Below are 17,959 nucleotides of genomic sequence, written 5' to 3' on the forward strand. Positions count from 1 at the left end.
ATTTCTAAATATGCACGTCTGGCTGAAGAAGATGTTTGAATTTCAGAGACAGCACCCGGTAGCAGCGGTTAGCAGGGCTCTCAGCTTAATTCGGGGAAACTTGATTACCATTATTGTCTTTCTGGTAGTGGGTGCCCGAAGTGAAAGTTTTCCATTTCTATGGTGGATAGGCGGAGGTTTTGCATTTCTGCTTATAGTGGGAGTGGCTAATTGGTGGAGATTTCTGTTTAAAGTTGAAAATGGTGAACTGCATATCAAGAGTGGGGTATTTGTAAGGAAAAACCTCTATCTGTCAAAAGACAGGGTGCAGGTTATTGATATTACATCCGGTGTACTGCAAAGAATGTTCGGTCTGGTAAGAGTCGATATCCAGACGGCCGGTTCAACATCCCGAGAAGCTGCAATTGACGCAATTACGATTCAAAAAGCGCAGGAAATTAACCGCTTGCTACGGGCCGACGAGTATGCTGATGAAGCAGAGGATCAACAATTCAAGTCGGAAGAGAAGCCCCATAAAGAGTTTAAATTACCCGCAAAGGAGTTGCTTATTGCTGCCTCCACCTCTGGAAGTTTTGGTATTGCTCTCTCAATTTTAGCCACAGTTTTTTCACAAATTGAACCTTTGATCAGTGAATCTGAACTTTTTGAGTATTTATTTGAAACCCTGCCTGCCCAAACTGATTTCATTTTTTTCCTGACCGTAATTATCATTTTTGTGGTATTTGCATGGCTGCTTTCATTCTTTAGCACACTGTTTAGTTATGGGAATTTCAACCTTACAGTTAAAGAGAATGAAATGGTTATAACACGGGGAATTTTTGAGAAGAAAAGAGTGACGGTGCCATATAATCGAATCCAGGCTATTCATGTTGCAGAAGGGATGATACGTCAACCCTTGGGCTATGCTTCGGTTCATTTGGAAAGTGCAGGGTACGGAGACGAGGCAGGTACCGGGTCAATTGTACTGTTTCCTCTGGTAAAAAAATCTGAGGTACTTTCTCTACTGGATGAGGTGGTTCCCTCTTATCAGAAAGAGATGTCCGGCCTTGCACTGCCTAAACGATCATTGAGACGTTATCTGTTTCGATCTACATTTCTCGTAACAGCAGCTACTGCGGTGTTATACTTCTGGCTTGAATTGAATAACTGGATATGGCTTATTCCTCTGCTGGCACTATTCTGGGGATGGTTAAAATACAGAGCTGCCGCTGTTGCGTGGGCAAACGGAGCGTTTATCTTCAGGAGCAGAACTCTATCCAAGTCTACAGCTTTTATTAATAGGAATAGAGTACAGAACCTTACTATCAGTCAGAGCCCATTTCAGCGTTGGCGTAAATTGTGTACGGCAGAGATCTATGTAGCATCCGGCGACCGGGGAAAGTCATTTTCAGTCCGGGATATAGAGGCAGAAACCGGTATTTGGCTGCTGAATGAGATGCAAAGAAGAAAAGGTTCAGAGACTAAATCTGAACCTTTGGAAAAAGATGATCGAATTATTGAGTTACCGGGTTGGAATCAGGCTGCAAACTGAACCGTTTGAATAGCTTCCTGCAGTTGATTCATCCTAATCGGTTTCAATAAATAAGCAGAATTTGCTACTGTAGTAGCTTCTTTTTTGATTCGTAAATCGTGTTGTGCAGTTATGTATACAACAGGAACGTCTGAATGATTTCGAATGGTTTTCATAGCTTCAATTCCTGAAATGTTGTCGGCCAGCATGATATCCATGATAACAAGATCGGGGTTCATTTCTTCTACCGTATCAACTGCGTTTCTCCCGCCGGGGCAAGTAGCAAGCACTTCATATCCCATAGATGTAGCCATTTTTTTCAGAACAATGGAGAGCAATCTATCGTCTTCTACGATAACAACTTTTCTTTTCATAAGTGAAAGACACCTTTTGTGATTTTATTTCTCTAAAAGTACACGTAACCAAAGATACATTCAGTTAGCAATAGTTAAGTATGGCCATCTTTCGTGAGAATTTATTAACAGAAGGCAATTGAATGCCTCTTATTAGTTAATAATCAGGCCGTTGCAGGTTCCTGACCTTCAGTATACTCTTCCAATGGCAGACAAGAGCATATGAGGTTTCGGTCTCCGTAAGCGTCATCAACTCTACCTACAGCCGGCCAGAACTTATTAAATCGAAGATGTGGCAGTGGAAAGACAGCATCTTCCCGGGTATAAGGGTGACTCCACTCGCCGGTCGCAATAACCCGCATCGTGTGAGGGGCATTTTTCAGTACATTGTTTTCCTTATCTGCTTTATCATTTTCAATGTCACGAATTTCATTTCGGATTCCGATCATTGCCTCGCAGAATCGATCTAACTCTTCTTTTGATTCACTTTCAGTCGGCTCAATCATTAAGGTTCCGGGTACGGGGAACGACATAGTGGGAGCATGGAATCCATAATCCATCAGACGTTTTGCAACATCGGGAGCGTCAATTCCGGCGCTCTGTTTAAATCCCCGAACGTCGATGATAAACTCGTGAGCAGATCTTCCGCTCTTACCGGTATATAAAACCGGATAGTGATCTTTCAGTCGATCCTTAAGATAATTTGCGTTTAAAATAGCTGCTTCCGTTGCCTTTGTAAGTCCTTCACCTCCCATCATGCGAATGTATGCGTGAGAGATTGTCAAAATACTGGCACTGCCCCAGGCTGCGGCTGCAACGGCCGGAATGGCCTTGTCCGACCCGGTCGATACTACATCATGACCTGGTAGAAATGGAGTCAGTTTTTCAACCACCCCAATAGGGCCCATACCGGGACCACCGCCGCCGTGTGGTATTGTAAATGTTTTATGCAAATTGAGATGGCATACATCGGCACCGATTGCTGCCGGAGAAGTATAACCAACCTGCGCGTTCATGTTGGCACCGTCCATATAAACCAGCCCCCCGTGTTCGTGTATCACTTCACAAATTTCCTTAATATCTTCCTCAAAAACACCGTGTGTAGATGGATATGTAACCATCAATGCAGAGAGACGATCGCTATATTTTTCTGCTTTTTCACGCAGGTCATCCAGATCGATGTTCCCATTCTCATCGCACTTTGTTACCACTACTTCCATACCGGCCATAACGGCACTTGCAGGGTTTGTACCGTGTGCAGAAGATGGCACAATTGTGACATTTCGTATATTATCACCGTTGGACTGATGGTAGCCCCTGATTGTCATGAGTCCTGTGTACTCACCCTGCGCACCCGAATTAGGCTGAAGTGAAATTGCGTCAAATCCTGTGATTTCAGCAAGCCACGCTTCTAATTCATCAAATAGCTGATGATATCCCTTTGCCTGGTCGAAAGGAGCAAAAGGATGAATTTTGCCAAACTCCGGCCATGTCAATGGAATCATCTCTGCAGTGGCATTCAGCTTCATGGTGCATGAGCCGAGTGAGATCATCGAATGTGTTAAATCCAGATCCCGGTTTTCAAGCTCTTTTAAATATCGAAGCATCTCATGCTCGGAGTGGTACTGGTTAAAAACCGGATGGTCTAAATATTCTGATGATCGTGTTAATTTTTCAGGAAATTCAACCGATAGACTTTCGGAAGCCTTTTCCACATCGAAGGACATCTCTTTATTCACTGCTTTAGCAAAAATCTTGAGGATCTCTTCGGCATCTTCAGGGTGCTTTGACTCATCAAATGATATCCCAATAAGACCATTTTCATATCGGAAGTTGATATTCTTGTGAACGGCCAGGTCCTTCACTTTTTCGGTAGTTGAGCTGTCAGCATCCGTTATAGTAATCGTATCAAAAAAATGTTCATTGGAGATGCTGAAACCTAACTCCTGTAGACCCTGTGCAGTCAGTTTTGTAAGACCGTGTATCTTGGAAGCAATTTTCTTAAGGCCTTTAGGTCCATGGTAAACGGCGTAGAATCCGGCTATTACAGCTAATAATACCTGGGCGGTACAAATATTTGAAGTTGCTTTTTCCCTGCGAATATGTTGTTCACGTGTCTGGAGAGCCATTCGATAGGCAACATTCCCTTCAGAATCTTGCGTAATTCCGATAATTCTACCCGGAATCTGGCGCTTGAATTTCTCGCGTGTAGCAAAGTAGGCCGCATGTGGCCCGCCATACCCCATTGGAATTCCAAACCGCTGAGTGGAGCCGACAACAACATCAGCGCCCATTTCTCCGGGAGGAGTAAGGAGTGTGAGGGCCATCAGGTCGGCAGCAACAGTTACATAAACATCGTTCTCATGCGCTGCATCAATCAGTGAGGTATAATCTTTCACCGATCCAAAAGTATCAGGGTACTGCAGAATCATTGCAAATAAATCAGGATCTGTAACATCAGCTTCCTCAGGTTTACCAACTCTTAGAGTAATATCGAGTGGCTCCATCCTGTTTTTCAGAACAGAGAGAGTTTGTGGATGGATAGAATCGGCTATAAATAGTGTGTTGGCTGATTTTCTCTTCTTTCCTTTTCGTCGACCATAAAGCATGGATGCTGCTTCAGCCGCAGCCGTTCCTTCATCCAACAGCGATGCATTTGCTAGCTCCATTCCGGTAAGGTCGGATACCATTGTCTGAAAATTGATAAGTGCTTCAAGACGGCCCTGTGCAATTTCTGCCTGGTAGGGCGTATAAGCTGTATACCATCCCGGATTCTCCATTACGTTCCGGAGAATTACATGCGGAAGAATGGTATCATAGTAACCCATTCCTATATAAGACTTAAATACCTTATTCTTCGATGCAGTTTCCTTTATATGACTAATATAGTCTACCTCACTCAATGGATTGGGTAAATCCAATGGCTTTTCTAAACGTATTCCCTCCGGAATAGTCTCCTCAATTAGCTGTGAAATAGATTCAGCACCGGAGACTTTAAGCATCTCTTTAATCTGCTCTTCGTCAGGTCCGATGTGACGCGTGGAAAATTGCTCTTTATCAAATGAAATTTTCATGAACGGAATAATATTTATTGCTTTATGGTAGTCTGTTGAGCAAACAATCTTTGTTTATAAACGGTTCAGCTAAATTCAAAAAAAAACTTAAAATCTACCGTCAATACTCCAATTAATTTTATCTGAAGAAGATAAGAGTTTTTAAGGGTCATTACATCCCGGATAGATTACTTTTTTGAGATCATATTTAAAGAATTGTAATCTCTGTATTCTGACTCCAGAATGAGTAAATTTATAATGAAATAATTACTTTTAGCCTGGGCTAAAGATTTGTACATTGAAAACAAAAACACGCTATGGAACTTATACCTGACTGGTTTTTTGAACTAAATCCTATGATTCAAGCCCTCACCGGTGGTCTTTTCACATGGGGAATGACCGCATTGGGCGCTGCCGTTGTTTTTATGACGAAAAATGTTGGTCAAAAAACTCTGGACAGTATGCTTGGGTTTGCGGCCGGAGTTATGATTGCTGCCAGTGTTTGGTCCCTCATTATTCCTGCTATTGAAATGACAGAAGCAATGGGCGGAATTGGATGGATACCTGCGGCAACCGGATTTTTAGTTGGTGGACTTTTCTTAAGACTTTGCGATGCTTATTTGCCTCATCTCCACATAGGTTTGCCAAGGTCTGATGCCGAGGGTGTTGGAACCAGCTGGAGAAGATCAACTCTTCTTGTTCTTGCAATCACACTCCACAATATTCCCGAGGGACTGGCAATCGGTGTACTGTTCGGGGCTGCGGCAACCGGAATTGACCCAACCGGAACGGCCACCATTGCTGGTGCAATTGTATTGGCTATGGGTATTGGTATTCAGAACCTGCCTGAAGGTACAGCAGTGTCTGTTCCACTTCGGCGAGAAGGGGTGGGCAGAGGTAAAAGCTTCTTTTATGGACAGCTTTCCGGTGCAGTAGAGCCGGTTTTTGCCGTAATTGGTGCACTTGCAGTAATTTTTGTTCAGCCCATTTTACCGTTCGCTCTGGCTTTTGCAGCCGGAGCTATGATCTACGTGGTTGTTGAGGAATTGGTTCCGGAATCTCAACATCATGGGAATACAGATTTGGCTACGTTGGCTACGATGGTGGGTTTTGTGCTGATGATGACGCTTGATGTCGCCTTTGGGTAAATACAAAATCGGGTACTTCTTGTCTGTTACTGAATGACAACCCCATCTTTGGTGGCTTGTTTAATCACATTTCCGGATGTGAAGGCATAAAAAGGGGAAATGGGATACCCTGTTTTCCGTAAAGCTTTTGCAGTCCACTTATTTGATGTTCTGGGTAAAATGTAGGTCCTTCCTGATTCCAGAAAAACGCTGTTTCGGTAGAGTCCCTCTGTGTAATAGACCGGATTTTCGTCTTTATCTTTTTTGATTGTTTGGTCAATAAATTCACCCAGTTCAGCAGCTCCCTCTTCTGTGATCTTGATCTCTACAACTTTACTACCCGAAAAGTACATTTCAACAGGAATATCAAAACCTACAATATGAATAGCACTCTTGCTTGGAAGCAGGGCGGCTCGCATCATGACCCAAAAACTTGCGTCAGGGTCGGAGTAATATCTGGCGTCTCCCCATCCGAATTTTAAGAATTTTGTATCCGGTAACTCAGAGTGTTCAGGAATCTGATCTAAAACGTATTCCGACTCAATTGCAATACCGGCATGCCAACCATGGCTTACTATATATACCGGAACACTACGCAATTCGGGATCTTCAGGGTAGAGATTTTGCACTGGGTTAAGGCAACCTGCGAAAATCACAACAGAAAATAAAAAAAGCAGTGGATTTTTCAGTTTCATCGATTTCTGATTTGTTATGCACAATCTAACGGATAGAAAACAATTCTCTGAATAATTCGATTTAACGGGCGTGGTTAACAAGCTCCTTGAAAATATTTCGTTGTCTTTTTATCTGTATTAAGTATTCAGGATGCCACTGAACACCTATTACAAAAGGAAACCCAGAGTGTTCTAAGCCTTGAGTTATTTCGGTATAGAGCTCTTTTGCCACAAGCTGAACACCCTTGCCGGGATCGTGAATTGCCTGGTTATGTAGTGCATTAACATTGCAAACATCAGTCCCCAATATTTTGTGCAATTTTGAACCCTTTCTCAGCCGAACTCTTTTTTTGGGAAAGATAGATGCAATTTGAGGCCTCTCTGTGTAAAAGCCACTTATATCCTGATGCAGAGTCCCGTGAAAGTGTACGTTCATTAACTGCATGCCCCTACAGATACCCAAAACCGGTTTATTTCCGTTCAGGGCATATTCAAGCAACTGTAGCTCAAGTTTATCCCTTTCGATATCAATCGGTGAGGTTTTGGTTGATCGGAAATATCGTCCAATCCAGTAAATAGGGAAAAAGATAATCGAAAGAATCCATTCAAATATGGTTCTCTTATCTTTCACTAAAACAGATCGTTCAATACGTTCCTGACCATACTTTTTCGGTTCTACATCAGCTCCGCCACCAAGAATTAACCCATTGACCTGTTTTACATCTGCAGGCCTGCCGGGGGTAATTCTGAGGGGTTTGCCACCAGCTAAACGAATAGAAAGTGCTGTAAAAAACCATGCGGCACCACCGCCTTTGTCAGGCCCGGTAACACCAATTGTCGGCCGTTTATTCCCAAACATATCTCATCCATCGGTCCATCAGTTTAACCCATTTATTGTCGAAACGTATGAGCGTTTTTCTTTTCATTTTGAGATATGCCCTTGAATATTGATGTAAAGATTTTTGATCGGAAGCGAGTTTTTCAACCAGTACCCATCGATTCCATTCCTGAGATAATGACCAAGATTCATCTTCAAGTGAACAGTTTGGTAATCTATAGTGATAAGTTGGCCGTGAGGATGTGATTTTGTCTTTAATCAAGGAAGAGGTTAAATCTTTCTTTAAAAACATGAACAGAGGCAGCATATCAAGCGGACGATTACGGGAATTATCAAACTTAAAGTAGTCCTCTATCAACTGGTTTAGATTCGGCTTGTAGTCGGGATTCAGAATATGAATAATGTAGTCTTCCTCATATTCATTAATGTAAGGTGTAATCTGCCGGCTGATATTGATTTTAGAATCTTTTCTAATCCAATGTGCAAGAAGCATGTACGCGCGCAAGTGACTTAATATGGAATCGACAGAGATATCCGGAACTTCAGGATTTAAGTGAAGCCCGAATGCGTAGATAAATGAGCTCCCTGTTCCTTTTGCTTTATGGACCCTCAACTCGTCAACAAGCTTATTAAGTTCACTCATTCTAGAAAGTTGAATAGGTGGGGTGATGATCTCAAATGGGACGACAGATGAGGCCATCTCTTTTAATGAATCTTCAAGGGACTCTCTCTTTTTGAAGGAGCTGATGTCTATCCCAATCTTTTCAAATATCTCCTCATATTTTTTGTCTCTCAGAAGCTGAGCGTCCAGTTCTAATCTGAATGAACCAAAAGAGGTGTGATTAACGGAATATGCATAAGTTGATTCTTGTTGAATCTCGCCACCGTAAATAGATTGAATAATTTCAGAGGCAAGTTCCATGGAGATTCCGGTAAACTCGAACTCATAACCCACTTTTCGCTCTTTTCCCTGAGAGTTTAGGATCGAAGGCGGGGATTTGAAATTGCTTTTTTTCATCCATTATCTTTTTAGGAGTACACTGACTTTAATAACAAAAAATAACTCAGTATCGTGTTATCTAAATGCCGGTACTTTAATCGGAACTGTTAAAACGAAGTGTAAGGGGGAAATCTTGATCTGAGTCAGGTTTTTCATCGAGAAATAGCAGTGCAAAAAGCTCTCCGGTTACCCAGGTTTCAACAAATTCACTGTAAGTTTTGGAACCCGGGTTTCCGCTTTGTCCGCCGGGATAAACGCCATAACCACGTACTCCTTCTGGGTCCAACTCCACGATCATTCTCCAGGACGGGCCGTGGCTACCCCAAATTGCATTCACAGATTCATTGCTTCCATCTGTGAAAAGATCGTAAACTCCCATTCCCGGAATCTGTCCCAGGTGGTTAAGGTTTGTGTTGTTGTAATATCCCCACATCCAGTTCTCTTTGCTATTGCCAAATTGGTTATTCAAGTTGGCAACGGCTTGTTTAAACGCCGGATAGGTTAAATCGGAAAATGTCTCAATAACTTCGGTTTCCGGGTTATCAAACCATGGAGAGTCCGGGTTATTCATAATTAAATCTACCGTTATATCGCGGTCCGGTTTCCTCATGGGGATTTGTGTGCTGTACTTATTATCCCAAATCAAACTGTATAGTTCGTGCCACCACTCTCTGAAAATTGCGGGAGCTATCTCTTCACCGATATTATCGTAATTCCAACTATTCAGAAGGTCGATGATTTCTTTTTCTGACTCATCGAGTTCATTAAGGTCGATGGTGGCTAATAGTTTGGGCAGCAATCTTTCTCCATGATAGCTGTGGGCGTCCAGGAGTAAATTTTTAAAATCTTCTACAGTAACGTTCTCCATCTCGGCAAGACGATCGTTTATTCTTCTGCCACGTTCAAATGGAGCGAAGGATTCACCCAGATAGTAAGGGTATGATTCATCTGTAGGGTATTGATTGGCAGCACTCAGATATCCGCGTTCCGGATTCAAAGCATGCGGGTTTTGTTCATATGGAATATAATCAGCCCAATCGTAGCGCGAATCAGACCCGTCGCTAACGGTTCTACCCTGATACTTCCACTTCAAAGGCAGCTTACCGCCGGTTTGAATCGCGATATTACCATCGATGCCTGCATAATTTATGTTTTGAGCAGGTGCTTTATATGTTATAAAAGCATCTTTAAAATCGGAGTAGTTTTCTCCACGGTTCAGTTTGTAGAAGGTGAGAAGCTCATTCGATGGTTCGTGTGCGATCCACTTTAAAGCATGATCACGCTGTATGGTTTGAGTTATCGGTGTTTCTTCACGGCTCTCATAAACAGGACCTTGATGTGTAAACAGAATGGTATCTTGTACTGCTTCGCCGGATTTTGAGCGAATAGTTTCAACTCTCTTTTCTACAGGAAGCCAGGCCCCGTCGTGTAAATATTCGTCGCGATTTTCATCTCTAAATGTGATTTCATACCAATCCATGACGTCAGCTCCTGTATTAGTTGACCCCCACGCGATGTGTTCGTTAAATCCTACAATAATGGTTGGTGCTCCCTGCAGGCTTACTCCATACACATTAACATCAGGTGTGGTTAGCTGAACTTCATACCAAATGGATGGCATGCTCATATTCAGGTGCATGTCGTTTGATAGAATCGGGTAATCGCCGGCACTTTTTGTCCCGTCAATAACCCAGTTATTACTGCCATTAAAGGGATGGGGTTGCCAAAGTTCTATATCTTGTGTAAATGTCGGTTGATAGAGTTGGTCCGGTGCCTCAAGAGGTTTAGCGGTAAAATCCCAATCGGTTTCTGCTGGTACAATAGGATCCATCAGTTCAGGCCGTTTGCTCAAAAACTGATTAACAAAATCTTCTCCGAGATGAGCCATTGTATTGCTGGTCCGAACGTCTTCTGATCGGGCGGCCAGCATTTGGGTCATATATTTGAGCAATATAGCCGTATTTATCGGTTTCCATTCGGCCGGATCAACGCCTAAAATTTTATACTCTATAGGGTATTTTTCGTAATACAATGACTCTATATATGTATTAACACCGTCAGCATAGGCCTGGATCGCGTTGGCTATGACAGAATCGGAAGTTATCTCTTCCATTGCGCGCTCAGCCCCATAAACCATACCCAGGCGCCGCTGATTTTTATCATACTCGATGAGATCGTTTCCCATCCATTCTGCAAGATATCCTCCGGCCGCACGTATCTGCAGCTCCATCTGGAAAAGACGGTCTCTGGCCGTAACATAGCCTTGTGTGTAGTATAAATCGTAGTCATTTTCTGCAAAGATGTGAGGTACACCGCGTTCGTCATAAAACACCTCTACCGGAGCATTCAGCTTATCTGTTTGAAGAGATATTTCACCCTTAATCTGATGTTTTTCTGCATTGGCCCAAAACCCACTAATGGGATGAAAAAACGACCCGATAGCGGGGAGTGGGCCTAGTGGAATTGAGTATAAAATTAAGAGTGCACCCAATAGAACCAGGGAAAGAACAGCGTAAATTTTGGCAGACATTTTATCTTATTTAATTGAACAGTTTTACGTTACCAAAATTGATGGAAAGGAGAAAGTTTAGTTGTCTTGGTGAAAAATCACCTTGACTGATCATTAAAATGAGAGAACAATTCCGTTTTTTAGTTCATATGTAAGATTGGGTACATCAATTACAGGTTCAACATCGTAGGTCATGGTGAAGCTTACTCTAAATGTAATGGACCGACTCATACGTATGTTAAGCTGGTTTTCTGAGGTTGCACGAGGTTTAAAAAAACGATCAGGTCTGGCTTGGTAGTACCCGATCATGGTAAGAGACGTTTGAGAATTCAGCTGACCTCGAACCACGATATTACTGGTACTTTTCAGATATTCATTTTTTGTGGATAAGTCATCACTTAAACTCCACTGTTCAAACTCGTACATTAATCCTGTTGAGATATGTCCCCTCAGGCTTGGCTGTGACAAAAAGGTATATTGAACACCTGCCCCAGCAAGTGCACGATTTAGTAAACCAAGATTGTTGTTGTATTGATATTGAAGAAATAGTTCCGGTGAGAGCCTCTTTTTTCTATGCAGTGTTGAACGTAAATGAGTATATCCATTACTAACCAGAGAATTGCCGTCTACATTAACCAGATCGATGTTACTGAGTAGAAGATAGCTGTGCTCGTCAGAAAAGTAGGCTGCATTAGCCTGTCCTCCAACTTTTAGAATGCGATCAGTGTATTTATTGAGAGAAAAATCCGCGCCGAGTTCGCCGGTCCATCCGGTGGTATCCGCATCGGCCCTTACCCGCTCAACATTAAGCACCTGGGCATGCAAGATGTTTGCAGATAGAATAAAGATTGAAAGAAGAAGTAGCTTTCTCAAAGGAAATGAATTTATTTGGAAGTTTAGCATGTGTAAAGAGAATCCTTAATGGATCGTTTCTGCATAAAAAAACGGAATCGTTGTAAAAACGATCCCGCTTAATTTCGGTACTAATAAGATTATCGGCAAACTGTTGAGAGAGTTACCAAAGAAGCATTTTCATACAGAAAATACTTCCTCCACTTTTTATAAACTCAAATGTGCTGTACTCATGAACAGAAAACCCTGCATCACGAAGTTTTTGATTTACATCGGTACAGCCCTGCTGAATGAGTACATTTTTTCCATCCGGACAGGTCGCGTTTACAGCAAATAGCTTTTCTGCTTCGTATTGTGTGGCCTCGATGACCTTATCAAATAATTTGTAAATCATTTTCAGACCTTCCTTCTTAAATGCATCCGGATAAATGAGAACACTATCTTCGTTCAACATGGCCATGCAGGTGTCCAGGTGATAGAACTTATCATCAGTCAATTCAAGCGCGAAGACAGGGGTATCAAATTTGTCAACGATCTGGTTGTAAGCTTTCAGAGATGAACGAAATCCGTATCCACCCCAAAGAAGTCTCTTTTTAAAGTGCCAAAGCGCATCGCCCATTCCCTCAAAATCATCAACTTCGGAATCGTCTAAATATTCAATTTCGTAACCTTGTTCTCTGTACCATTTTTCGATGTGAGGCACTTCATCCTTGCGCTCCGGAGAGTGCATGATGCTCATCAGCACTTTTTTATTCCCCTCTTCATCAACGAAAGGCAGGCTTTGATTGGCACAAAAAACCATATCGGGCAGACCTTCTACACCGTCCAGCTGATGAACTTTAAAACCCAGCTCCTCATATCCATCAACAAGATGCTCCCACTCATTTAAAGCCTGTATTTTATCAACATTACCAACATGATCTTTCATATGAGGATTTATCACATATTCAACATCAAAATAGGTTGGATTAACGGTTAATACCTGTTTTGGTGCCGGCATTGCCGGGATCTCATTAAGGGTGAAATCTATTTGATCAGCCGATGTGTATACTTTTTTCATTAGAACGTAGTTTAAGTGAAGTCTCTCAGTTAACCCGCGAGCAACGGTCAGTCAAAAACCTAATCGCTTTTTTTACAGTTTATAAGAGTAAGAAATTTCAATGCCATCTTCCACATAAAGCATTTAATAAAAATCAGTTTTTGCCGATAAAGTCGAAAAAGGATAGGTTCTGTTATGTTATTGGATTCAGATATATTAACTCAATTGGCGCCGCTGGAAATGAAAGCCCGGCGGATTGTGGAAGGATTTATTTCCGGACTACATAGAAGTCCTTACCATGGTTTTAGTGTGGAATTTGCCGAACACAAACCATACAATCAGGGAGATGACTTTAAGCACATCGACTGGAAGGTGTACGGCAAAACGGAGCGATTCTATGTTAAGCGCTATGAGGCTGAAACAAATCTCCGTGCACACGTAGTTCTGGATGTAAGCAGTTCCATGCATTACAAATATTTTGCCGATTGGAGTAAGCTTAAATATGCCATTCACTATGCTGCATCACTAATGTACATGATGCATCGCCAGAGAGACGCATGCGGGATGGTACTTTTTGATGATGAAATCCGGACTCAATTTCCAGCAAAATCCTCCTACAGTCATCTTCGTGTACTTTACACAGAGCTAGAGAAGGTGCTTCAAGATGAGAAGAATGAGAAGGAAGAAAGAAAAAGATCCGCTTCTGCCAATGCATTGCACACGCTTGCCGAAAGTTTGAAGAACAGAAGTTTGGTCGTGATTATCACTGATCTGTTTGAAAATGTAAGCGGTCATGATTCATTGATTTCAGCGATGCGGCACTTGCGACATAAGCGGCACGAAGTTCTTCTGTTCAATGTATTGGAGCACAAAAGTGAACGGGAGCTCGACTTTCCGGACGGCCGATATCTCTTTGAAGACATGGAGACAGGGGAGGAGATGGAGATGAATCCTGCGCAATTCAGAGAATCTTACAAGAAAAAAGTAAGAGAGTACACGCAGAAATTTAAAATTGCCTGTAATGAGGCCGGTGTGGATTTTGAAGAAATTGATACTCAAAAACCGTTCGACCTCGCACTTCTTGCCTATTTGAATAAAAGAAAGCGACTGGGCTGATTTAATCTGCTATGTGACGCTCACCCTTTTCAGGATTTTATTGAAGAGTTTGGGCACAAATCGCTTCAGATAAACACCCATCAATTCGGCGCCTCCAAGATAGATCTCTTCTTTCCTTGCAGCCAGTTTGGGAATCAGTTTTTTTGCAAATTCATCAGGTGGCATTGCGTTTTTATGTCCCTTGCTCATTTTATTATACTTTTCGCCAGATCCGGTTAGAGCATTGATCGTTACATCGGTCTTTATATAACCTGGACAAACCAGGGTTACATCAATATTGTGATCATAAACCTCCTGGCGTAAGGAGTCGAAATAGCCGTGAAGAGCGTGTTTGGAAGCGGCGTATGTGGAGCGAAACTTTGTACCGAATTTACCCATTACGCTGCTGATAACCACAACGTGTCCGGATTTTTGTTCAATAAATGTAGGCAAAAGTGCTTTGGTGAGAGCAACAGTTCCAAAAAAGTTGACCTCCATAACCCTGCGTACGGTAGACATCTGTGTATCTACAGCATACGATCTCTGACTAATCCCGCCGTTGTTTATGAGCATGTCAACATGGCCGAAATAAGCCAGGGCCTCCAGAACTTTATCGTTCATTCCATGAGTCTCCGCCAAATCTAAAGGGAGAATTTTTACGCTCTCTTCACTGTCGGAACAATTTTCTTTAACGCGCTCCAGCTCTTCTATCCTTCGTGCTGATAGAATTAAGTGTGCTCCTTTTTTGTTAAATTCGTACGCAAGTGCCTCCCCGATTCCGGAAGAGGCTCCTGTAATCCAAATTACTTTTTTTTGAAGTGTCATTTCACTGATCTTATTTTCAGTTCAATGAAATATAGTCTAATCAATTTCAACTCTAAACTTATTTTCAAATAAAAACTGAGCCGAACCTGAATTTGATCTAGAGTCAGTTGAGAGAAAAAAGTGAACAATTAAAATAGATATGCAGCCTAAACCCACCATTCTTTTAGTTGAAGATGAAATTGAGCCGGCAGAAATGCTTGCTAACTTTTTAGAGATGAACAATTACAACGTTTTAGTAGCACACGATGGGCTGAAGGCACTTGACCTGATAGATCAGCATGCAAGCGATATTCATTTAGCTGTATTGGATATTATGGTGCCAAATGTTGACGGAAAAGAAATATGCAGCGTAATAAGGAAACACCCGGTGATGAGTGAAATTCCGGTCATTTTTCTCACTGCAAAGGATAAGGAAAAAGATGAAATTGAAGGGCTGGAACTGGGTGCCGACGACTATATTTCCAAGCCGGCCAGTTTGAAACTTGTAAAAGCACATATCGAATCACTTTTGAGAAGGCAGCAGCCTCAAAACAGTAAATGGATTCAGCATGGAGATCTGTTTCTGGATACCAGCGGGAAAGATCTCTATTACAAAGAAAAGCGTGTAGAACTCACTTCAACGGAGTATGCAATTGTGGAGATGTTTTTTCAAAGTCCTAAACGTGTTTACTCTCGTCAAGAGATTTTGGAGCATATTGGTGGAGATGATCGTTTTGTCTTTGATCGTACGGTGGATGTTCACATCAAAAACCTCAGGCTAAAATTGGGTGAAGCATCAGATATGATTAAAACCTACAGGGGCCTGGGTTACGGGATGAACCGTGAAATGCTATGACTAAACAATGAGTATTCGCTCTAAACTTGCATGGACATTTATACTACTGCTTATTTTTGGCATTACAGCAATAAGCAGCTATTCCATTCTTTTTATTCGCAATTACTTACTGAGTGAAGGCGAACTGCAAATTGTAAATGATACCGAATGGCTGGCCATAACTATACAAAATCTTCGCCTGAATGAGGACTTTGAGACGAACTTAAACGAGGCCGCTCGCACATCCGGCTATCAAATAGCAGTATATGACGGGGATGGTGAACTCTTTGCCGAAGTACCATATTTTACCGAGCGCACAGCACCCGGTTTTATTGATGGCTTGACTTCATCGTTTGAGCAGACGCAGAATGGAGTGCTTCTTCAAAATCAAACCGATAATGACTATTTAAGAGCTTTTTTTGAACTCAACAGCGACCTCAATCCGGCGAGCTATTTACTGGTTAGTATTCAAAAAGATCAGATTTATGAACCAATCAAGACGATTCGATGGATTATTTACACAGGAATGTTTATTTCAATCGGGCTGGTGATTTTAGTGAGCATACTTTTTTCCCGGTACATTTCCAGGCCTATTCTTCAGCTTGAGTCGGCAGCCCGCGATATTGCAGAAGGTAATGTGGAGCGTACGTTGAACCTGGATAGAAAAGACGAGTTCGGTCAACTAGCCGATTCCCTGAATCGAATGGCAGAGAGATTCAGGGCCGATAATGAAGAGATGAAAATACTCTACGAAAAACAGAGCCAGTTTTTTGCTGATATCACTCACGAAATCAGAAATCCCCTCCACACAATTACGGGTTCGCTTGAAATGCTGGAAATGGACTCACTATCAGAAGAGAAGAAAGAGCACTACTTAAAAACAGCGGCCCGTCAGGCTGAAAGAATTAACAGGCTCTTTGTGGACTTAAAAACACTTCAGCACTATGATTCAGACTCCTATTTTATTGAAAAACACCCTTTCGATATTCAAAAAGTTATCAATCAAGTGCTAAGCATATACCGGCCTCAGGCAGAAAAGAAAAGCATTGAGATAAATTACGATGGAAAATCAGGAGTTGTTTATGCCGATCCCGACAAAATTGAACAGGTGCTGGAGAACTTAATTTCTAACGCAGTGAAATATACAATTGAAGGAAGGATTGACGTAAAAGTAAAAGAGGCTGAGAAAGGATATGAAATCCATGTTATTGATTCGGGAATTGGGATTTCGGAGGAGCATTTAAACAGGCTGTTTGATCGCTTCTACAGAACCGATAAAGCACGTTCTCGAGATAAAGGCGGCACCGGACTAGGATTAGCAGTGGTAAAAAGCATTCTCAGCGCCCATAATTCAGATATCTTTGTAAAAAGTAAACCCGGATCAGGTTCAGATTTCTGGTTTACGCTGCCATCAGGTTGAAAGCTTACGGTGCACAAAAGCAGCTGAGAGTCCACCTAACAAAGGCGTTAATAAATAAACCGGCAAGTGGTAATAAGAATACCCATTGTTAATTGTATCCGCGGTTATATATCCGAGGTTTAGCGCAGGATTAAGGCCAACTCCGGTATAAGGCTCGGTAATGTAGTAACAGGCTCCAAGAATTCCTCCTGCAATAATACCATAAACAGGATTTCTTCTGCGTCTGTTTGGATAGATGAAGTACAAAAAGACGAGAATGAAAAAGAAAGAGAAGATAAACTCCACTGCGATAAACCCACTTAAGGTTGTGCTGGGGTCCGGTTGCGTTACAAAAGTTGTACCCGAAATCCACCAAACAAATGCAGAAGCTGCTAAAGCTCCAAAAATTTGGGAAAAAATATTAGCTGAAATTTTTGAGGAAGGAATTTCATCCGCTGCCCAGGCTGCAAGTGTAACGGCCGGATTGAAATGTCCGCCGGTGCGATCCGCTCCGATGTAAATAAAAGCAGACAAAATGAGTCCAACAGCAATTGGATCACCCGAAATGCCTAAAGCTACTACCAATAAGAAGGTGCCGAAAAACTCTATGAAATATTTGAGCATGCAGAGGGGTTTATTAAACCTAAGTCCGAATCTACTTGATAGATGCCCAACATTGCAAATAAAAACTGTCTTATTTGTTAAAAAATTGTTGGAGAGTCAGATAGCTCAACGTAAAAAAACAGATTAAGTAGCATTAATTTAAAATAAATTCACTGGTTAAACGAGCGAACTAATTGAAAGCCAGAGGTTTCATCAAAGGAGAGCACATGAATGGGCAAGATTAACTCTTCACGAACGCTTCACAAAA

The 17,959-nt window shown here is 42.0% G+C and carries 15 protein-coding genes; 5 read left to right on the plus strand and 10 right to left on the minus strand.

All coding sequences use genetic code 11. The annotated features are described in order from the left end of the window. A partial coding sequence (locus ACESM0_RS02240) for a PH domain-containing protein (RefSeq protein ID WP_372903217.1) occupies positions 1-1,531 on the plus strand: 1,531 nt, incomplete at its 5' end. On the opposite strand, the gene ACESM0_RS02245 is transcribed toward ACESM0_RS02240, so the two are convergent. Beyond that, positions 1,516-1,884 carry a response regulator gene (locus tag ACESM0_RS02245; RefSeq protein ID WP_372903219.1) on the minus strand — a complete coding sequence of 123 codons (369 nt, stop codon included), beginning with the start codon at positions 1,882-1,884 and terminating at the stop codon, positions 1,516-1,518. The two genes, ACESM0_RS02240 and ACESM0_RS02245, sit on opposite strands and share 16 nt — an antisense overlap. 143 nt (positions 1,885-2,027) lie before the next feature. Continuing rightward, a complete protein-coding gene (gcvP, locus tag ACESM0_RS02250) occupies positions 2,028-4,937 on the minus strand; it encodes an aminomethyl-transferring glycine dehydrogenase (RefSeq protein ID WP_372903221.1) in 2,910 nt (969 codons plus the stop codon). 296 nt (positions 4,938-5,233) lie between these two features. On the opposite strand from gcvP, the gene ACESM0_RS02255 reads away from it, so the two are divergent. Beyond that, entirely contained in the window at positions 5,234-6,064 is an 831-nt protein-coding gene (locus ACESM0_RS02255; protein ID WP_372903223.1) for a ZIP family metal transporter, read from the plus strand. A gap of 26 nt (positions 6,065-6,090) precedes the next feature. Here the strand turns inward: ACESM0_RS02255 and ACESM0_RS02260 are convergent, their stop codons facing one another. The 6 genes from ACESM0_RS02260 to ACESM0_RS02285 all read right to left on the minus strand — a co-directional run bounded on the left by ACESM0_RS02260 (position 6,091) and on the right by ACESM0_RS02285 (position 12,976). Next, complete coding sequence (locus ACESM0_RS02260; RefSeq protein WP_372903224.1) at positions 6,091-6,738, minus strand: DUF2459 domain-containing protein; 648 nt, start codon at positions 6,736-6,738, stop codon at positions 6,091-6,093. Between the two features lie 61 nt (positions 6,739-6,799). Then, positions 6,800-7,576, minus strand: a complete 777-nt coding sequence (locus tag ACESM0_RS02265; protein WP_372903226.1) for a gamma-glutamyl-gamma-aminobutyrate hydrolase family protein — start codon at positions 7,574-7,576, stop codon at positions 6,800-6,802. Continuing rightward, positions 7,563-8,573, minus strand: coding sequence for an amidoligase family protein (locus ACESM0_RS02270; RefSeq protein WP_372903228.1), 1,011 nt, complete (start codon positions 8,571-8,573; stop codon positions 7,563-7,565). Before ACESM0_RS02270 ends, ACESM0_RS02265 begins: the two co-directional genes overlap by 14 nt. A gap of 76 nt (positions 8,574-8,649) precedes the next feature. Continuing rightward, the gene (locus ACESM0_RS02275; RefSeq protein WP_372903230.1) at positions 8,650-11,085 is read right to left on the minus strand and encodes a penicillin acylase family protein; all 2,436 of its coding nucleotides are present in this window, start codon (positions 11,083-11,085) and stop codon (positions 8,650-8,652) included. A 93-nt stretch (positions 11,086-11,178) separates the two neighbouring features. Further along, on the minus strand, positions 11,179-11,937 hold the full coding sequence (locus tag ACESM0_RS02280) for a DUF481 domain-containing protein (protein ID WP_372903232.1): 759 nt from the start codon (positions 11,935-11,937) through the stop codon (positions 11,179-11,181). Between the two features lie 142 nt (positions 11,938-12,079). Beyond that, positions 12,080-12,976 carry a dimethylarginine dimethylaminohydrolase family protein gene (locus tag ACESM0_RS02285; RefSeq protein WP_372903234.1) on the minus strand — a complete coding sequence of 299 codons (897 nt, stop codon included), beginning with the start codon at positions 12,974-12,976 and terminating at the stop codon, positions 12,080-12,082. Positions 12,977-13,150: 174 nt separating this feature from the next. Here ACESM0_RS02285 and ACESM0_RS02290 point away from each other — a divergent pair, with 174 nt between their 5' ends. After that, on the plus strand, positions 13,151-14,071 hold the full coding sequence (locus tag ACESM0_RS02290) for a DUF58 domain-containing protein (protein ID WP_372903236.1): 921 nt from the start codon (positions 13,151-13,153) through the stop codon (positions 14,069-14,071). 9 nt (positions 14,072-14,080) lie between these two features. Here ACESM0_RS02290 and ACESM0_RS02295 read toward each other — a convergent pair whose 3' ends face one another. Continuing rightward, the gene (locus tag ACESM0_RS02295; protein ID WP_372903238.1) at positions 14,081-14,875 is read right to left on the minus strand and encodes an SDR family oxidoreductase; all 795 of its coding nucleotides are present in this window, start codon (positions 14,873-14,875) and stop codon (positions 14,081-14,083) included. Positions 14,876-15,014: 139 nt separating this feature from the next. Here ACESM0_RS02295 and ACESM0_RS02300 point away from each other — a divergent pair, with 139 nt between their 5' ends. Both ACESM0_RS02300 and ACESM0_RS02305 read left to right on the plus strand, forming a co-directional pair. Beyond that, complete coding sequence (locus tag ACESM0_RS02300) at positions 15,015-15,710, plus strand: response regulator transcription factor (protein WP_372903240.1); 696 nt, start codon at positions 15,015-15,017, stop codon at positions 15,708-15,710. A gap of 7 nt (positions 15,711-15,717) precedes the next feature. Continuing rightward, entirely contained in the window at positions 15,718-17,109 is a 1,392-nt protein-coding gene (locus tag ACESM0_RS02305) for a sensor histidine kinase (RefSeq protein ID WP_372903242.1), read from the plus strand. Here the strand turns inward: ACESM0_RS02305 and ACESM0_RS02310 are convergent. Then, positions 17,101-17,712 (minus strand): MIP/aquaporin family protein, encoded by a 612-nt coding sequence (locus tag ACESM0_RS02310; RefSeq protein WP_372903244.1) that lies wholly within the window; start codon positions 17,710-17,712, stop codon positions 17,101-17,103. The two genes, ACESM0_RS02305 and ACESM0_RS02310, sit on opposite strands and share 9 nt — an antisense overlap. Positions 17,713-17,959: the final 247 nt, after the last annotated feature.

This window comes from Rhodohalobacter sp. (assembly GCF_041686455.1).
Classification (GTDB): Bacteria; Bacteroidota; Rhodothermia; order Balneolales; family Balneolaceae; genus Rhodohalobacter.

Coding starts and splice junctions, on each gene's coding strand:
- ACESM0_RS02260 (WP_372903224.1), bottom strand. CDS start 6,738: ATGAAACTGAAAAATCCACTGCTTTTTTTATTTTCTGTTGTGATTTTC.
- ACESM0_RS02310 (WP_372903244.1), bottom strand. CDS start 17,712: ATGCTCAAATATTTCATAGAGTTTTTCGGCACCTTCTTATTGGTAGTA.
- ACESM0_RS02300 (WP_372903240.1), top strand. CDS start 15,015: ATGCAGCCTAAACCCACCATTCTTTTAGTTGAAGATGAAATTGAGCCG.
- ACESM0_RS02290 (WP_372903236.1), top strand. CDS start 13,151: ATGTTATTGGATTCAGATATATTAACTCAATTGGCGCCGCTGGAAATG.
- ACESM0_RS02305 (WP_372903242.1), top strand. CDS start 15,718: ATGAGTATTCGCTCTAAACTTGCATGGACATTTATACTACTGCTTATT.
- ACESM0_RS02275 (WP_372903230.1), bottom strand. CDS start 11,085: ATGTCTGCCAAAATTTACGCTGTTCTTTCCCTGGTTCTATTGGGTGCA.
- ACESM0_RS02270 (WP_372903228.1), bottom strand. CDS start 8,573: ATGAAAAAAAGCAATTTCAAATCCCCGCCTTCGATCCTAAACTCTCAG.
- ACESM0_RS02285 (WP_372903234.1), bottom strand. CDS start 12,976: ATGAAAAAAGTATACACATCGGCTGATCAAATAGATTTCACCCTTAAT.
- ACESM0_RS02245 (WP_372903219.1), bottom strand. CDS start 1,884: ATGAAAAGAAAAGTTGTTATCGTAGAAGACGATAGATTGCTCTCCATT.
- gcvP (WP_372903221.1), bottom strand. CDS start 4,937: ATGAAAATTTCATTTGATAAAGAGCAATTTTCCACGCGTCACATCGGA.
- ACESM0_RS02265 (WP_372903226.1), bottom strand. CDS start 7,576: ATGTTTGGGAATAAACGGCCGACAATTGGTGTTACCGGGCCTGACAAA.
- ACESM0_RS02255 (WP_372903223.1), top strand. CDS start 5,234: ATGGAACTTATACCTGACTGGTTTTTTGAACTAAATCCTATGATTCAA.
- ACESM0_RS02295 (WP_372903238.1), bottom strand. CDS start 14,875: ATGACACTTCAAAAAAAAGTAATTTGGATTACAGGAGCCTCTTCCGGA.